The organism is Streptomyces sp. DSM 118878 (genome assembly GCF_052936595.1).
Map to the genome: position 1 here is coordinate 4,961,177 of NZ_CP193622.1, position 17,023 is coordinate 4,978,199.

Annotated in this window: 14 protein-coding genes; 6 read left to right on the top strand and 8 right to left on the bottom strand. The window is 73.7% G+C overall.

Going from position 1 to position 17,023, the window contains the following annotated elements; translation table 11 throughout:
- Window positions 1–3: 3 nt before the first annotated feature.
- Complete coding sequence (locus ACRAKF_RS22195) at window positions 4–777, bottom strand: TetR/AcrR family transcriptional regulator (RefSeq protein ID WP_447039039.1); 774 nt, start codon at window positions 775–777, stop codon at window positions 4–6.
- Between the two features lie 100 nt (window positions 778–877).
- Between ACRAKF_RS22195 and ACRAKF_RS22200 the strand changes: the two genes are divergently transcribed.
- Together ACRAKF_RS22200 and ACRAKF_RS22205 are read left to right on the top strand one after the other, a co-directional pair.
- On the top strand, window positions 878–1,873 hold the full coding sequence (locus ACRAKF_RS22200) for an ATP-binding cassette domain-containing protein (RefSeq protein WP_447039040.1): 996 nt from the start codon (window positions 878–880) through the stop codon (window positions 1,871–1,873).
- Window positions 1,870–2,715, top strand: coding sequence for an ABC transporter permease (locus ACRAKF_RS22205; RefSeq protein ID WP_447039041.1), 846 nt, complete (start codon window positions 1,870–1,872; stop codon window positions 2,713–2,715). The genes ACRAKF_RS22200 and ACRAKF_RS22205 overlap by 4 nt, the downstream gene beginning before the upstream one ends.
- Window positions 2,716–2,815: 100 nt before the next feature.
- On the opposite strand, the gene serC is transcribed toward ACRAKF_RS22205, so the two are convergent.
- The 7 genes from serC to ACRAKF_RS22240 all read right to left on the bottom strand — a co-directional run bounded on the left by serC (window position 2,816) and on the right by ACRAKF_RS22240 (window position 9,845).
- Window positions 2,816–3,934 carry a phosphoserine transaminase gene (gene serC, locus ACRAKF_RS22210; RefSeq protein WP_447039042.1) on the bottom strand — a complete coding sequence of 373 codons (1,119 nt, stop codon included), beginning with the start codon at window positions 3,932–3,934 and terminating at the stop codon, window positions 2,816–2,818.
- A 121-nt stretch (window positions 3,935–4,055) separates the two neighbouring features.
- Complete coding sequence (locus tag ACRAKF_RS22215; RefSeq protein ID WP_447039043.1) at window positions 4,056–5,285, bottom strand: cytochrome P450 family protein; 1,230 nt, start codon at window positions 5,283–5,285, stop codon at window positions 4,056–4,058.
- Window positions 5,282–6,535: a cytochrome P450 gene (locus ACRAKF_RS22220; protein WP_447039044.1), complete on the bottom strand. Its 1,254-nt coding sequence runs from the start codon at window positions 6,533–6,535 to the stop codon at window positions 5,282–5,284. Before ACRAKF_RS22220 ends, ACRAKF_RS22215 begins: the two co-directional genes overlap by 4 nt.
- The gene (locus ACRAKF_RS22225) at window positions 6,532–7,155 is read right to left on the bottom strand and encodes a GTP-binding protein (protein WP_447042108.1); all 624 of its coding nucleotides are present in this window, start codon (window positions 7,153–7,155) and stop codon (window positions 6,532–6,534) included. The genes ACRAKF_RS22220 and ACRAKF_RS22225 overlap by 4 nt, the downstream gene beginning before the upstream one ends.
- 94 nt (window positions 7,156–7,249) lie before the next feature.
- Window positions 7,250–7,606 (bottom strand): DUF742 domain-containing protein, encoded by a 357-nt coding sequence (locus ACRAKF_RS22230; RefSeq protein ID WP_447039046.1) that lies wholly within the window; start codon window positions 7,604–7,606, stop codon window positions 7,250–7,252.
- Window positions 7,603–8,052: a roadblock/LC7 domain-containing protein gene (locus ACRAKF_RS22235; protein WP_447039047.1), complete on the bottom strand. Its 450-nt coding sequence runs from the start codon at window positions 8,050–8,052 to the stop codon at window positions 7,603–7,605. The genes ACRAKF_RS22230 and ACRAKF_RS22235 overlap by 4 nt, the downstream gene beginning before the upstream one ends.
- Entirely contained in the window at window positions 8,049–9,845 is a 1,797-nt protein-coding gene (locus tag ACRAKF_RS22240; protein WP_447039048.1) for an ATP-binding protein, read from the bottom strand. The genes ACRAKF_RS22235 and ACRAKF_RS22240 overlap by 4 nt, the downstream gene beginning before the upstream one ends.
- A gap of 276 nt (window positions 9,846–10,121) precedes the next feature.
- On the opposite strand from ACRAKF_RS22240, the gene ACRAKF_RS22245 reads away from it, so the two are divergent.
- From ACRAKF_RS22245 to ACRAKF_RS22260, 4 genes are all read left to right on the top strand, one after another.
- The gene (locus ACRAKF_RS22245; RefSeq protein ID WP_447039050.1) at window positions 10,122–12,971 is read left to right on the top strand and encodes an FAD-binding and (Fe-S)-binding domain-containing protein; all 2,850 of its coding nucleotides are present in this window, start codon (window positions 10,122–10,124) and stop codon (window positions 12,969–12,971) included.
- A 173-nt stretch (window positions 12,972–13,144) separates the two neighbouring features.
- Entirely contained in the window at window positions 13,145–14,155 is a 1,011-nt protein-coding gene (locus ACRAKF_RS22250) for an EamA family transporter (RefSeq protein WP_447039051.1), read from the top strand.
- Between the two features lie 117 nt (window positions 14,156–14,272).
- Window positions 14,273–15,082, top strand: coding sequence for a TIGR03084 family metal-binding protein (locus tag ACRAKF_RS22255; RefSeq protein WP_447039052.1), 810 nt, complete (start codon window positions 14,273–14,275; stop codon window positions 15,080–15,082).
- A gap of 266 nt (window positions 15,083–15,348) precedes the next feature.
- Window positions 15,349–16,983, top strand: a complete 1,635-nt coding sequence (locus tag ACRAKF_RS22260) for an acyclic terpene utilization AtuA family protein (protein WP_447039053.1) — start codon at window positions 15,349–15,351, stop codon at window positions 16,981–16,983.
- Window positions 16,984–17,023 lie beyond the last annotated feature (40 nt).

The following is a 17,023-nucleotide window of genomic DNA, read 5'->3' on the forward strand; positions in this document are numbered from 1 at the left end:
GGGTCAGGCTTCGCTTTCGGTCGCGCGGCGGGCCACCAGGACGTCCAAGCCGTCGAGCAGCCGCTGGAGCCCGAACTCGAAGTGGTCGAAGTCCGAGCCGAACGCGTCCTCGGAGAGGCCCGCGAGCGCCGGGTACTTGCCGCTCATCATGATCCGTTCGAGTGTCGGCTGCTGCGCCTCCCAGAACGCCTGGTCGGTCAGGCCGCTCTTCTTCACGGCCTCCACCTCGTGCACCTGGGTGCGGGCGACCCCGGTGACGTACCCCTCGACCGCGACGATGACGCCGATCAGTTCGGGGTCGGTCAGGCCCATCGGCCTGATGCGGGCGAGGGTCCTGTCCAGGCCGCTGACCGCGCCGGGGCCGAGCACCGGGCGGGCCTGGTTGACGTGGAGCAGCCAGGGGTGGCGGCGGTAGAGGACGAGGGTCTCGCGGGCGTACCCCTCGATGCCCTCGCGCCAGCCGCCCGACCAGGGCTCTTCCTCCTCCGGCGGGGCGTACACCCGGTCCAGCATCAGGTCGAGCAGGTCGCCCTTGCCGGGGACGTAGCGGTACAGGGACATCGTGCCGGTGCCGAGCTCCGTGGAGAGGCGGCGCATGGAGACCGCCGCGAGCCCCTCGGCGTCGGCGAGGCGCACCGCCTCGGTGACGATCCGGTCCAGCGTGAGCGCCGGCTTCGGCCCGCGCGTGGGGCGTTCGCCGCCGCCCCACAGCAGTTCAAGGCTCCGGGAGATGTCGCTGCCGGTGCGCTGGACGTCGCCGCCGTCTGTGCTCGTCATGACCTCACCCTAATCGCCGTCCTCTTAATTGGGTACGGTGTACTCGCGAAATTGGGTACGGTGTACTCAAGTGTCTGACGGGTGATCTGGAGGGTGGGCGATGAACGGCGAAGGCTTCGCGGTACGGGCCGAAGGGCTGCGGAAGCGGTACGGCGACACGTACGCGCTGGACGGCTTCGACCTGCGCGTCGAGCAGGGCACGGTGCACGGACTTCTCGGACCGAACGGCGCGGGCAAGACCACCGCCGTGCGGATTCTCTCCACCCTCGTCCGGCTCGACGGCGGCCACGCCGAGGTCGCCGGCGCCGACGTCGTGCGGGAACCCGCCCTGGTGCGCGGACGCATCGGCCTGACCGGGCAGTACGCGGCCGTCGACGAGATCCTCACCGGCCGGCAGAACCTGGAGATGTTCGGCCGCCTCTTCCACCTGGGCGGCCGCAGGGCCGCGCTGCGCGCCCAGGAACTCCTCGAACAGTTCCACCTGGTGGACGCGGCGGAGAAGGGCGCCGGTCAGTACAGCGGCGGCATGCGGCGCCGCCTCGACCTCGCCGCCTCGATGATCCTCGCCCCCGGCGTGCTCTTCCTCGACGAGCCGACCACCGGCCTCGACCCGCGCGGCCGCCAGGAGGTCTGGAACACCGTACGAGACCTGGTCGCCCGCGGCACGACCGTGCTGCTGACCACCCAGTACCTGGAGGAGGCCGACCGGCTCGCCTCCCGCGTCACCGTCATCGACCGGGGCCGGGCCATCGCCGACGACACCCCCGACGGGCTGAAGAACACCGTCGGCGGCAGCCACCTCGACGTCGTCGTGCGCGAGACGGCGGACCTGCCGGCGGCCGTCCGTGCCGTCCGCCGGGTCTGCGCGGGCGAACCGCTCGTCATCGACGTGGAGCGCCGCGTACAGGCCGCCGTCACCGACCGGGTCCGCGCCCTCACCGACGTGGCGCGCACCCTCCAGGACGAGGGCGTCGCCGTGGAGGACATCGGCCTGCGCAGGCCGAGCCTGGACGACGTGTTCCTGCGGCTGACCGGCCAGCCCTCCGAGACAGCCGACGCCATCACCGAGCGGAAGAAGAAGGAGGTCGCGGCATGAGCGTCGCACTCACCGCGGACGCCACGTCACACGGACGGCCGCACGGCCGGCTCTTCTGGGCCTTCGCCGACAGCTGGAACGTCACCCGCCGCTACCTGACCCACTTCCTGCGCCAGCCCGTCACCATCGCCTGGCAACTGGGCTTCCCGATCATCTCCGTACTCCTGTACGGGTTCGTCTTCGGCGAGGCGATGAAGGTGCCGGGAGGCGGTGACGGCGGCGACTACAAGGACTTCCTGATGCCCGGCATGTTCGTGATGACCATGGCCTTCGGCTTCATGAACACCGCCGTGGCCGTGGTCAACGACGCCTCCAAGGGCGTCATCGACCGCTTCCGCTCCATGCCCATGGCGCCCTCCGCGGTCGCCTCCGGCCGGGGAGTCGCCGACCTCGTCGTGGCCTGCGCGGAGCTGAGCATCCTCGCCGTGACCGCCCTGGCCATCGGCTGGCGCTCCAGCGCCGGGCTCCTCGACACCGCCCTCGCCTTCGCGCTGCTGCTGCTCCTGCGGTTCAGCCTCATCTGGGTCGGCGTCTTCCTCGGCCTCGTCGTACCGACGCCCGAAGCCGCGGGCGGGCTCTACGCGGTGGCGTTCCCGCTCACGATGATCTCCAGCGTCTTCGTGGCGCCGTCGCTGATGCCGGACTGGCTGGCACCCGTCGCCGCCTGGAACCCCGTCTCGTCGACGGGTACGGCCACGCGGGAACTCTTCGGCAACCCGGGCGCGGGTGGCGCGAGCTGGGTCGAGCAGCACGCCGTCCTGATGGCGGTCGTGTGGCCGCTGGCGATCTCGCTGGTCTTCCTGCCGCTGGCGGTACGGAAGTTCAAGGCGCTGGGCCGTTGAGCCGTTGAGCCGCTGAGCCGCTGGGCCGTTGAAACGCGGGAGTCCCCGCGCCCCGACCGGGGCGCGGGGACTCCCGCGTTCAGATACGAGCGGCGCGGTGTCAGAGCTTCTCGATCACGTAGTCGACGCACTTCGTGAGCGCCTCGATGTCCGCCGGGTCGATCGCCGGGAACATCGCGATGCGAAGCTGGTTGCGGCCCAGCTTGCGGTACGGCTCGGTGTCCACGATGCCGTTGGCGCGCAGGACCTTGGCGACCGCCGCGGCGTCCACCTCGTCCGCGAAGTCGATGGTGCCGATGACCTGCGAGCGCTTCGACGGGTCCGTGACGAAGGGCGTCGCGTACTTGGAGTCGTCCGCCCAGCCGTACAGCGTCCGCGAGGACGCCGCCGTGCGGCCGGTCGTGAACTCCAGGCCGCCCTGGGAGTTCATCCAGTCGAGCTGCTCGGCGAGCAGGAAGAGCGTGGCGAGCGCCGGGGTGTTGTACGTCTGGTTCTTGCGGGAGTTGTCGATCGCCGTCGGCAGCGAGAAGAACTCCGGCACGTGCCGGCCCGACGCGTGGACGCGCTCGGCCCGCTCGATCGCCGCCGGGGAGAACACGGCCAGCCAGAGGCCGCCGTCCGCGGCGAACGACTTCTGCGGGGCGAAGTAGTAGACGTCGCTCTCGGTGATGTCGACCGGCAGGCCGCCCGCGCCCGACGTGGCGTCCACCAGGACGAGCGCGCCGTCGTCGGCGCCCGCGACGCGCTTGACCGGCGCCGCGACACCGGTGGAGGTCTCGTTCTGCGTGAGGGCGTAGACGTCGACGCCCGCCTCCGCGCGCGGGTCCGGGTGCGACCCCGGGTCACTGGTGATCACGCTCGGCTCGGCCAGCCACGGGGCCAGCTTGGCCGCCTTCGCGAACTTCGACGAGAACTCGCCGAAGCTCAGGTGCTGCGACTTGTTCTCGATGAGGCCGTGCGTCGCCACGTCCCAGAACGCGGTGGAGCCGCCGTTGCCGAGGACCACCTCGTATCCCTCGGGGAGGGAGAAGAGGTCCTTGACGCCGCCGATCACGCGGCCGACCAGGTTCTTCACCGGGGCCTGGCGGTGGGACGTACCGAGCAAGGAGGTTCCGGTCGCGGCGAGGGCGTCCAGCGCCTCCGTGCGCACCTTGGAGGGGCCCGAGCCGAAACGGCCGTCGGCGGGCTTCATGTCAGCGGGAATCTGGATCTCAGCCACGGGGTGAGCCTAGCGGCTTCTGGCAAGGGGGCCTCAACCCGTCCGGCGGCTGAGACCCCCGCCTCGGGGCTCCGCCCCGGACCCCGCTCCTCAAACGCCGGAGGGGCTGAATTTCCGCTCCTCAGTTGCCGCAGGTGTTGCCATTGAGCTTGACCGGCAGTTCGTACAAGTCGTTCTGCGTCACCACCGGCTTGTTGCGGAGGGCTTCGGGCTTTACCGCCAGCGTCAGCGCGGGGAAGCGGGCGTACAGGGCGGGGAGTGCCACGCCGGCCTCCAGGCGGGAGAGGGCCGCTCCGGGGCAGACGTGCGGGCCGTGGCCGAAGGAGATGTGGCGGTTGGCGGAGGTGCGGGTGATGTCGAAGGCGGCCGCCGTCGGGCCGTGGGCCGCCTCGTCGCGGCCGATGGCGCCGTAGGAGACGATCAGCGCGTCCCCCTCGGGGATCACCTTGTCGCCGACCGGGACGTCCTCCGCGGCGAAGCGGATCAGGACGTGCGACGTCGGCGTCGAGTGGCGCAGCGTCTCCTCTACCACCGCGTCCCAGCCGGCCTTGCCCTCGCGGACCAGGGCGAGTTGCTCGGGGTGGGTGCTGAGGTTCACCACGGCGTTGACGATCAGGGAGATCGTCGTCTCGTGGCCCGCCGCGACCATGAGCTGGAGGGTGGAGACGATCTCCTCGTCCGTGAGGTGGTCGCCGTTCTCGGAGGCCTGGATCAGCGCGCTGGTCAGATCGTCGCCCGGCTGCTCGCGGCGCGCCGCGACGACCTTGCCCATCATCCCGGCGAGTTCGCCGAGCGTGGCCACGACCTCCTCCGGCGGCGTCTGGGTGGAGAAGAACTTGTCGAAGAGGACCTTCAGCCGCGGGTGGTCGGCCTCGTCGATGCCCATCAGCTCGCTGACGACGTACATGGGCAGCGGGTACGCGAACACCGCCTTCAGGTCGACCACGCCGTCAACCGCCGCCGAGGCCACCTGGTCGAGGAGGCCCTCCGTGAGCTGCGTGATGCGCTCGCGCAGCCGCTCCACGCGGCGCGGCGTCAGCGCCTGCGCGACGAGCGAACGCATCCTGCGGTGCTCCTCGCCGTCCACCGTCAGCATCGAGCGGCCGGGGTTGGCGAGGCCGATCAGCGGCCAGTCGGCGGGTATCTCGCCGCGCCGCCAGGCGCCCCAGACGTTGATGTCCTTCACCAGGCGCTTGTCGGTGAGGAGCCGGCGGGCCTCCGCGTGGTGCGTCACCGCCCACACCGGCACGCCGCCCGGCAGCTCCGCCTCGGCGAGCGGGCCCGCGGCGAGGAGCCGGGCGCTCTCGCCGTCCAGGTCGGTGACGAACGGGTCCAGGACGATACGCGTCATCTGTGCTCTCCCAGGGTGGAAGCCGGAGTCAAGGTCGGGGTGAAGGTCACCGGCAGTTCGGTCAGGCCGCGCAGCCAGGCGGACGGGCGTCGCGTCAGGTCCGCCGCGGGGACGGCCAGGTCCAGGTCGGGCAGCCGGTCGAGGAGCACCTCGATGCCGGTGCGCGCGATGACCTCGGCGACCTCCTGGGCGGGGAAGGGGCAGCGGTGCTCGCCGTGGCCGAAGGAGAAGTGGGCGCTGTTGCCGCCGGTCAGCGCGGAGCCGTCGGTGCGCACCTGGGGGTCCGCGTTGGCCGCGGCGAGGCCGAGGAGGAGCAGGTCACCGGCTTCGATACGGCGGCCCCCGAGGTGGGTGTCGCGCGAGGCCCAGCGGCCCGCGACGTTCTGCGTCGGGGTGTCCTCCCACAGGACCTCGTTCATGGCCTCGGCGATGCTGTGCCGGCCGCCGAAGAGGGAGGCGGCGAAGCGGTCGTCGGTGAGCATCAGCCGCAGCGAGTTGCCGATCCAGTCCGCGGTGGGCTGATGGCCGGCGGCCATCATCACCATCAGGTCCTCCGCGATCTCGTTGTCGGTGAACCCCGAGGGGTCCGCCAGCATCGACGAGGCGACGTCCTGGTCGGGCCGGACGTGCTTGTCGGCGATGAGCCGCGCCATCGACTCAGCCAGGTGCCGCGCGCCCGCGAGGGCCCGCTCCCCGCCGTCGATCATGTCGTTCAACGCGGTGACCAGGGCGGGGCCGTCCTCGTCGGAGAAGCCGTAGATCTTGGTGAGGACCCGTACCGGCAGCAGCATCGCGTACTCGGCGATGATGTCCGTCGAGCCCCGGCCGCAGAAGCCGTCGATCAGCTCGTCGGCGAACCGCTCGGCATGGGCCTTGAGTTCGAACGGGTCGACCGACTCCAGGGCGTTCGCGATCATCGCGGCGCGCTCGGTGTGCCGCTCGCCGACGGTGTAGAGGATCGACGGCTGCTTGTGGCCGATCATCGGGAGCAGCGGCCAGTCGGCGGGGATGTCCGGCCACTGGTTCCACAGCTCGGAGTCGCGGCTGAACAGGACGGGGTCGCCGGTGACCTGGTGCAGCTCGCGGTAGCCGAGCACCAGCCAGGCGGGCACGTCGCCGTCGAGGAGTACGGGGGCCACCGGGCCGTGGTCGCGCCGCATCTCCCGGTAGAGGCGGGCGGGCTCGGTGGCGTACCGCGGGCCCCAGAGCGGGACGGGGCCGGCCGCGGCGCCGGATACGGGGCAGGTCACTTGGCGGTCTCCTGGGCGGGGTTCAGCTCTGCCGGGCCCGGCCGAGAGGCGTTCGGCCCAGCCGCGTACAGCGTCTTGAGGTGTTCGACGAGGGTGATGAGTACGGTCTTGCTGGACTCGCGGGAGCGCGCGTCACAGTCGATGAGCGGCACCCCGGGGTCGAGGTCGAGCGCCTCGCGCAACTGCTCGGCGGTGTGGGCGGAGCCGCCGAAGTCGTTGCGGGCCACGATGAACGGCGTCCCGTGGTGCTCCAGGCGGTCGATCGCGTACCAGGAGTCCTCGATGCGCCGCGGGTCCACGAGGACGACGGCGCCGAGCGTCCCGGAGAACAGCCGGTCCCACAGGAACCAGAAGCGTTCCTGGCCCGGGGCGCCGAAGAGGTAGAGGACGTTGCGCGCGTCGAGCGTGATGCGGCCGAAGTCGAACGCGACCGTCGTGGACGTCTTGGCGCGCAGCCCCTCCAGGCCGCCCGTCTCGTCGATGCCACGGCCCGCCTGCGTCATCGTCTCCTCGGTGCTGAGGGGACGGATCTCGCTCACGGACCGGACCAGGGTCGTCTTGCCGACGCCGAAGCCGCCCACCACGACGACCTTCAGGCCGTTGTCGGCGGTCGCGGACAGCTCTCTGCGGGCCGTGCCGGTAGCCGTGCCGGTAGCGGTGCCGGTGGCGCTGCGCGCGTCGCTCGCGCCGCTCGCGCCGCGTTCTTCGCTCAGTTCAGAGATTGCGGAGTCCAACGAGCACCTGCTCCAGGATGTCGGGGTCGGGAAGGAGGTGACCGGCTGCCGCCCGCGGATGGCGGGCGCTGATGCGGCCCGCGTCGAGCAGGTCGGAGAGCAGGATGCGCGTGATGCTCACCGGCAGGCCGAGCTCGGCGGCGATCTCGACGACCGCCGTGGGCCGTTCGCACATCCGCAGGATCGCGGTGTGCTCGGACTGCATGCCGGGCGTGGGGGCCGACTCGGCGACGACCAGGGTCACCAGGTCGAACGGGGCGTCGGGCGCCGACCGGCTGCGGCCCTGCGTGAGGGTGTACAGCCGGTCGGGGGAGTCGTCCCGGCCGGGGCGGCTCATGAGGCGGGCGTGGCGCTGGGGCCGTCGTCCGCGCGGGGTGCGGCACGCAGGTGCTCGCCGAGCTGTTCGACCAGCTCGCTCATGGTGTGTCCGACGAGCCCGGGGTCGGCGTCCTCGGCGGCGATCACCGCGAGGTGGGCGCCCTCGCCCGCCTCGACGATGAAGAGGATGCCGCCGTAGAACTCCGTCATCGCCGAGCGCACACCGCCGCTGCCGTCCCCGAACTCGGCGGACGCGCCGTGGGAGAGGGACTGGATGCCGGCGGCGATGGCGGCGAGCTGGTCGGCCTGGTCGACGGAGAGTTCCGGGGTGCGGCACAGCTTCAGGCCGTCCCTGGACAGGACGAGCGCGTGCCGGGCGCCGGGGGTGCGCTCGATGAGGCCTTCGAGGAGCCAGGTGAGCTTGGCGTTGGTGGTGGTGCCGGGGTTGGTGGTGCCGGTGGTCATCGGGGGGAGTCGCCTTCCGGGTGCGGGGAGGTTGCGGGGGCGTCCGTGTCACTGGGCGATGGCGTGACGCGGACTGCCTTGCGGAAGCTGCTGAAACGGGCCGCGGTGGCGGCGGCGTCGGTCGCGCGCGGCCGAGGATGCTCCCCGGTGTCCCCACCGGACCGCGCCCGCTCGGCAGCGGCGAGAGTACGACCACGGGGCCGCTTGGGCAGGGGGGCGTCGGGGCCGCCGGCCGGGGAGTCATGGGCCGGGAGGGGCTCGCGGTCCACGGGGGTGAGGATGGCGGTGTCGTCGTCCGCGGGGGCCGCGGGGGCCGGGTAGTCCGCGGTGGCCGCGGGCTGGAGCGGCGCGGCCGCCTGCGCCGCTTCGGCCGCGGCGGTCGTTCCGGCCACCGAAGCCGCCGAAGCCGCCGAAGCCGTCGTGCCCGCCGGAGCCGCCGAAGCCGTCGTGCCCGCCGGAGTCTCCGGAGCCGTCGTGCCCGCCGGAGCCTCCGGAGCCGTCGTGCCCGCCGGAGCCTCCGGAGCCGTCGTGTCCGCCGGAGTCTCCGGAGCCGTCGTGCCCGCCGGAGCCTCCGGAGCCGTCGTGCCCGCCGGAGCCTCCGAAGCCGTCGTGCCCGCCAAAGCCGCCGAAGCCGCCGTGTCCGCCGGAGTCTCCGAAGCCGCCGAAGCCTCCGAAGCCGCCCCGCCCGTCCGGGCCGCAGGCAAGGACGGTGTCGCGGGGGGAGCGTCTGTTGTCGGACGTGGTTGTGAGGGGTGGGAGAGGAGTTCCTGGGGGATCAGCAGGAGTACCCCCGTGCCGCCGCGCGCGGACGGGCGGAACGACACCGTCAGGCCGTGCTTGCGGGCCAGTCGGCCGACCACCGCGAGGCCGAGCCGCGTACCGGAGAGCCCGCCGAGGCCCTTCGTCCCGCCGGACACGGCCTGCTCGGCGCGGCGCTGCTGCACCGGACCCATGACAAGGCCGCTGTCCTCGACGGAGACGATGACGCCGGCCGCGACCTCCTCGATGTAGACGTGCACCTCGGAGGTGGGCGGCGAGAAATTGGCGGCGTTGTCCAGGATTTCGGCCAGGGCGTGCATGACGCCCTCGGCGGCGTGCCCCGCGACGGCGGCCTCGCTGGCCGAGTGGACGCGTACGCGCTGGTAGCCGCCGATACGGCCCATCGCGCCGCGCAGGATCGACTCCATGACGATGGGGCGGGCCCACCGGCGGCCGGAGCGGGCGCCGGTGAGGACGGCCACCGAGTCGGCGATGCGGCCGGCCTGCGCGGTCCTGTGGTCCAGGTGCAGCAGGTCGGTGAGGACGTCCTCGTCGGCGTGCCTGCCCTCCATCTCGCGCAGGTCGGCGAGCATGCCGGTGGCCAGCGCCTGCATGCGGCCCGCCGCGTTGGCGGAGGCGGCGAGCGCGGCGGCGCGCTCGGACTCGGCGGTACGGACACGCATGGTCAGCGCGTTGCGCTCCCGTACGTGTTCCGCGGTCAGCGCGGCGATCTCACGGGCGTGGCGGCCGGTGAGATGTGCGTGCTCCTGGGCGAAGTCGGACGCGAGCCGCGCCTGTTCGTCCCTGGAGCACGCCAGCTCCTCCCGGGCGGCGGCGAGCTGACGCCCCAGCAGGGCCGCGGACCGCGCGCCGTGGAACGCGGCGGCCACCGCGACGCTGAGCGCGAGCGCCGCGGTGCCCGCGCCCCAGGCGAGGGGCGCGCGCACGGAGGCGGGGGCCAGGGCGACGGCGGTTCCGGTGAGCGCCGCGGTGACCACGGCGCAGGTCAGGAGGACGAGGGCGGACGGTCGCAAGGGAGCGTGTGCCCAAGCTCTCGACTGGGCTCGACCAGGAGATGCCCCATTCGTCCCGGGGCGCGCTAGGGGGGTTGGCGCGGTCATCAATCGGGGTCCTCGATCGGAAGCGACACACTTTTACTCGAACGTGCTCGGGTGATTCTCAAGGTCAGCTCAAGTTCTGGTCACTATAGGAGAGTTACTGACCGGAGTGGGAATGATCCCTTCCGGATCATGACATAGCGGTCCCTGCGGGGTGGCCGCCAGGGGGCCCGGCGGGGGCATCCTGGCCGTATGAGCGACCGCATGAGCAAGCGTCAGGGGGCCCGGAGCGACGCCCTCGAAGCCCAGGGCCTCGAACACGACCTCCGCGCGGCCGTACGCGGCGACGTGGACCTCTCCGTCACCGCGCGGGCCCTGCACACCATGGACGCCTCCAACTACCGCCGCGTACCCGCCGCCGTGGTGGCCCCGCGCGACGCCGACGACGTGGCGGCCGTGCTCGCGGTCTGCCGGGAGCGGAACACGCCGGTGGTGGCGCGCGGCGCGGGCACCTCGATCGCGGGTCAGGCGACGGGCACCGGGGTCGTCCTCGACTTCACCCGGCACCTGCGGCGGATCGTCTCCCTGGACCCGGAGGCGCGAACGGCCGTGGTCCAGCCGGGAGTCGTCCTGGACGACCTGCGCGCCGCCGCCGCCCCGCACGGCCTCACCTTCGGCCCCGACCCGTCGACGCACAACCGCTGCACGCTCGGCGGCATGGTGGGCAACAACTCCTGCGGCTCCCACTCGGTGGCCTACGGCACGACCGCCGACAACGTCCGTGAGCTGTCCGTCATCGGCAGCCGGGGCGACACCCACCGGCTCGGGCAGAGCTGGCAAGGAGCCCCCGACGGCCTGCGGACGCTCGTCGAGAGCCACCTGAAGCTCCTGCGCACCGGCTACCCCGACCTGCCGCGCCGCATCTCCGGCTACGCCCTCGACGCCCTGCTCCCGGAGCGCGGCCCCGACCTCGCGCGCGCGTTCTGCGGCTCGGAGGGCACCCTCGGCATCCTCACCGAAGCGACCCTGCGCCTGGTCGAGGCGCCCCGCGCCCGCGCCCTCGCCGTGCTCGGGTACGCCGACGAGAGCGCGGCGGCCGAGGCGGCACCGGGGCTCCTGGCGTACGGGCCGCTGACCGTCGAAGGCATGGCGGCCGACCTCGTGCGCGGCGCGGCCGGCCTGCCCAGGGGCGGCGCCTGGCTGTTCGTGGAGACGGGCGGCGCGAGCCCTGCCGAGGCGCGCGCGCATGCGGGGGACCTCGTGCGGGCGGCGGACGCGCTGGACGCCGTGGTCGTCGACGATCCGGCGCGGCAGCGGGCCCTGTGGCGCGTGCGCGAGGACGCCAGCGGCACGGCCACGCGCCTGCCGGACGAGGCGGACGGCTCGCCCGGGGGAGAGGCCTGGCCCGGCTGGGAGGACTGCGCGGTGCCGCCCGCCCGGCTCGGCGCCTACCTGCGGGACTTCCGCGCGCTGCTCGCCGAGCACGGTCTGCGCGGCACCCCGTACGGCCACTTCGGGGACGGCTGCATCCACGTACGCGTGGACTTCGATCTGCTCAGCCGCGCGGGCGTGGCCCGGTTCCGCCGCTTCTCCGAGGAGGTCGCGGACGTCGTCGTCGCGCACGGCGGCTCCCTCTCCGGCGAACACGGCGACGGGCAGGCCCGCGCGGAGCTCCTGCCGAAGATGTACGGGAGCGAACTCGTCGGCCTCTTCGAGCGCGTCAAGGACCTCTGGGACCCGCAAGGGCTGCTCAACCCCGGGATGCTGGTGCGGCCCGCGCCGCTCGACGCCGGTCTGCGGTTCGCGCCGCTGCCGCGCGAGCCGGTCGACGTCGCCTTCGGCTACCCGCACGACGGCGGCGACTTCTCGGCGGCGGTCAGGCGGTGCGTGGGGGTCGCGAAGTGCCGCACGGCGGCGCCGGGATCGCCCACGGACGTCATGTGCCCCTCCTTCCGGGTGACGGGCGAGGAGGAACACTCCACGCGGGGCCGCGCGCATCTCCTGCACGAGATGCTCGCTGGCGAGGTGGTGACGGACGGATGGCGCTCGACGGAGGTCAGGGACGCCCTGGACCTCTGCCTGTCCTGCAAGGGCTGCCGCTCGGACTGCCCGGTGGGCGTCGACATGGCCACGTACAAGGCGGAGTTCCTGCACCACCACTACGAAGGGCGGCGCAGGCCCGCCGCGCACTACTCGATGGGGTGGCTGCCGCGCTGGCTGCGGGCCGTCGCGGTGACGCGCGCCGCGCGGGTGGTCAACGCTCTGGCGCGCGTACGGCCGCTCGCGGCGCTCGGCAAGCGGCTCGGCGGGATCGACGCGCGGCGGGCGGTGCCCGAGGTGGCGCCGCGCACGTTCCGGCGGTGGTGGCGGACGGGGCACCGCGCCGGGGCGGTCGCCGGGCCGCGTGCCGTGCTGTGGCCCGACACGTTCACCGACCACCTCTCGCCCGAGGTCGGCGAGGCCGCCGTGCGGGTCATGGAGGCCGCGGGGATCGCCGTCGAGCTGCCGCCGCCGGGGGTGTGCTGCGGGCTGACGTACGTGTCGACGGGGCAGCTCGACCGGGCGCGCGCGGTGCTGCGCGGCACGCTGGAGCGGATGGCTCCGCTGGTGGACGCGGGGGTGCCGGTGGTGGTCCTTGAGCCGAGCTGCGCGGCGGCGCTCAGGACGGACCTGACCGAACTGCTCGGCGACGACCCGCGCGCGCACCGCCTCGCCGCCGCCGTACGCACCTTCGCCCAGGCCGTCGAGGAGCTGGCCCCGCAGTGGCGGCCGCCCCGTGTCGACCGCCCGGCGACCGGCCAGACCCACTGCCACCAGCACGCGGTCCTCGGGGACGCGGCGGAGCGGCGGCTGCGGGCGAAGGCGGGCCTGGCGGGCGAGCTGACCGGCGGCTGCTGCGGGCTCGCGGGGAACTTCGGGTTCGAGCGCGGGCACTACGACGTCTCGGCGGCCTGCGCGGAGGAACAACTGCTGCCCGCGGTGCGGCAGGCGCCGGACGGCGCGGTCGTCCTGGCCGACGGGTACTCCTGCCGCACGCAGTTGCACCAGCTCGCCGGGGTGCGCGCACGCCACCTCGCGGAAGTCCTCGCGGAGCGGCTCTGAGTGAACCGTCGTTATGCGCACCACGCATAACCGGTGGGTAATCGGCATTTCCCGCGCGTCGTGAGCGGCCGTACCTTCGACATGTGGACGTGGTTTGCGTACAGCAGCAAAACCGCTCCACAATCCTTACGGAGTTCATTATCGTGAATGGCCTGGTCCAGGATGCTGGACTCATGGCCCAGTGGCAGTGGCAGGAAGGCTCAGCGGTGAACATCTCGCGCAGCGACCAGGCGGCACCGGCGGCGGCCCCCGTCGTGGCGCAGCAGCCGGAGGTCGCGGGCGCCGCGGCGACCGCGGAGGCCGGGGGAGCGGGAGGGGGTGCCGCCGGTGGTCTCCGGGCGCGCCTCGGCCCGGTGGGGCTCGTCCTCGCGGGCGGCATCTCGGTGCAGTTCGGCGGCGCGGTGGCCGTCAGCGTGATGCCGCGGGCCGGGGCGCTCGGCATCGTGACGCTGCGGCTCGCCTTCGCCGCGCTGGTGCTGATGATCGTGTGCCGGCCGAAGCTGCGCGGGCACTCGCGCGCCGACTGGGGCACGGTCGTGGCCTTCGGGGTGGCCATGGCCGCGATGAACGGCCTGTTCTACCAGTCCGTGGCCCGCATCCCGATGGGTCCCGCCGTCACCCTTGAGGTCCTCGGGCCGCTCGCGCTCTCCGTCGTCGCGTCGCGCCGCGCGGTCAATCTGATCTGGGCGGGGCTCGCGCTGTGCGGTGTGTTCCTGCTCGGCGGCGGGGGCGGTCTCAGCGGCCTCGATCCGGCGGGCGTCGCCTTCGCGCTCGGCGCGGGCGCGATGTGGGCGGCGTACATCGTCTTCAGCGCGCGCACCGGGCGGCGCTTCCCCCAGGCCGACGGGCTCGCCCTGGCGATGGTGGTCGCCGCGGTGCTGTTCCTGCCGCTCGGCATCGTCGAGTCGGGGTCGCGGCTCGTGCAGCCCGGCACGCTGGCGCTCGGCGCGGTGGTCGCCGTGATGTCGTCCGTGCTGCCGTACACCCTGGAGCTCCTGGCGCTGCGGCGGCTGCCCGCGCACACCTTCGCGGTCCTGATGAGCCTGGAACCGGCCATCGCCTCGATCGCCGGGTTCCTCATCCTCAGCCAGACGCTCTCCGCCGTGGAGGCGCTGGCGATCGCCCTGGTCATCGCGGCGAGCATGGGCGCGGTGCGTACGCAGGTGGGGCGGGGCGGGCCGTAATCGGCCCCCGGCGGGCCCCCGGTGGGCGCCCGCGGAAATTATGCAAGCACGCTTGCTTGTTTCTGTGGGCGCTGCCATGCTCCCTGGCACATCGCCGTGGACCGAGGGGAGCGTTCCGTGTCCGATGCCCTGTCCGTGCTCGACGACCTGCGTGCCGAGAGCGAGGAACTGGACCGGCTGGTGGCGGAGTTGCGCGGTGAGCGCTGGGCGCTCGCCACGCCCGCGCCCGGCTGGACGGTCGCCCACCAGATCGCGCACCTCGCCTGGACCGACCGGGTGGCCCTGCTCGCCGCCACGGACCCGGAGGCCTTCGCCGCCGAGGCGGAGAAGGCGGCGGCGGCTCCGGACACGTTCGTGGACGAGGGCGCCGAGGAGGGCGCGAAGCTGCCGCCCGCCGAGCTGCTCGACCGCTGGCGGACCGGCCGTGCCGCGCTCCGCCGGGCCCTGGCCGAGGCACCCGCCGGGACCCGGCTGCCCTGGTACGGGCCGCCCATGGCCGTGCCGTCCATGGCGACCGCGCGGCTCATGGAGACCTGGGCGCACGGCCAGGACGTGGCGGACGCGCTCGGCGTGCGGCGCGTCCCGACGGACCGGCTGCGGCACGTGGCGCGGATCGGCGTCAGGGCGCGGGACTTCGCTTTCGCGGTACGGGGGATGAGCCCGCCGCGGGAGGAGTTCCGGGTCGAGCTGAGCTCACCGGTGACGGGGGAGCCGTGGGCGTACGGCCCCGAGGACGCCCCCCAGCGCGTGAGCGGCCCCGCGCTCGACTTCTGCCTCCTGGTCACCCGCCGCGCCCACCGCTCCGACCTGGCGGTACGCGCACAGGGCGCCGACGCGGACCGCTGGCTGGACATCGCCCAGGCATTCGCGGGACCACCGGGCACGGGACGTCCGGCGAAGGACGGCACCGCGGGGAACCCGACGTGACGGGGGCGCGCGGCGGGGGCTCCGTGGGAGCGGGGCACGGCGAGGGCGTCTCCGTGGGGCCGGGAACCGGCGGGGATGCCTCCGTGGGAGCGGGGCGCGGCGAGGGCCCCTCCGTGGCACGGGCTACCGGCCGAGGCCCTGCCCCTGCCCCCGGGCACCCGCCACGCCCGGCCGGAGGCTCTGACCGCCGCGGCTACCGGCCCCGCCCGGAGCGGCCCCTGCGGATAGCCAACGCCTCCGGCTTCTACGGTGACCGTTTCGACGCCATGCGGGAGATGCTGACCGGCGGCGAGATCGACGTCCTCACCGGGGACTACCTCGCCGAGCTGACCATGCTCATCCTCGGCCGTGACCGCCTGAAGGACCCCGCGCGCGGCTACGCCAAGACGTTCCTGCGGCAGTTGGAGGACTGTCTCGGCATCGCCCACGACCGCGGGGTACGGATCGTCGCCAACGCGGGCGGGCTCAACCCGGCCGGGCTCGCGGACGCCGTCAGGGACCTCGCGGGGCGGCTCGGCGTCCCCGCCAGGGTCGCCCACGTCGAGGGCGACGACCTCGGCAGCCGCTTCCCCGGCGCCCTCACCGCCCACGCCTACCTCGGCGGCGCCGGCATCGCGGCCTGCCTGGAGGCCGGGGCGGACGTGGTCGTGACGGGGCGGGTGACCGACGCCGCCCTGGTCACGGGCCCGGCGGCCGCACACTTCGGCTGGCGGCAGGACGCGTACGACCGCCTCGCGGGCGCGGTCGTCGCCGGGCACGTCCTGGAGTGCGGGACACAGGCCACCGGCGGCAACTACGCGTTCTTCGCCGAGCACGACCCGGCGTCCCTGCGCCACCCCGGCTTCCCGCTCGCCGAGATCCACGAGGACGGCTCGGCCGTCATCACCAAACACCCCGGCACCGGCGGCTTCGTCGACGTCGGCACGGTCACCGCGCAGCTCCTCTACGAGACGGCCGGCGCCCGTTACGCGGGCCCCGACGTCACCGCCCGGCTCGACACGGCCGTCCTCACGCGGGAGGGACCCGACCGGGTGCGGATCGAAGGCGTACGCGGCGAGGCACCGCCGCCCACCCTCAAGGTCGGCCTCAACCGGCTCGGCGGCTTCCGCAACGAGGTCGTCCTCGTCCTCACGGGCCCGGACATCGAGGCCAAGGCCGCCCTGGTCCGCGCCCAGCTCGAAGACGCCCTGGACCGTGCGGGGACGCGCCCCGCCGAGGTCCGCTGGGAGCTGTCCCGCACCGACCGCGCCGACGCGGCCACCGAGGAGACCGCGAGCGCCCTGCTGCGCCTCGTGGTGCGCGACGCCGACGCCGACGCCGTGGGCAGGGAGCTGAGCGGCGCCGTGATCGAGCTGGCCCTCGGCAGCTACCCCGGCTTCCACGTGACCGCCCCGCCCGGCAAGGGCGCCCCCTACGGAGTCTTCGAAGCGGCCCACGTGGACCGGGACACCGTCGCACACGTGGCGGTGCTGCCCGGCGGGGAGCGGACCCCCGTGGCCACCGGACCCGACACCCTCGTACCGCGGGATGTGCAAGAGCCCCCGCCGCCCGAGCCCCTGCCCCCGGTGCCCACCCGCCGCGCCCCCCTCGGCCGCGTCGCGGGCGCCCGCAGCGGCGACAAGGGCGGCGACGCGAACGTCGGCGTATGGGTGCGCTCCGACGCGGCCTGGCGGTGGCTGGCCCACGAACTGACCAAGGACCGGTTCCGCGAACTGATCCCCGAGGCGGCCCACCTGCCGGTCACCCGCCACGCCCTGCCCAACCTGCGCGCCCTGAACTTCGTCGTCGAGGGGCTGCTCGGCGAGGGCGTCGCGTCCCGGGCCCGTTTCGACCCGCAGGCCAAGGCGCTCGGCGAGTGGCTGCGCGCCCGTCACCTGGACATACCGGAGGTACTGCTGTGAGCCCGAGGAGCACCGAGGGACCGCCCGCGTCCGGCGCGCC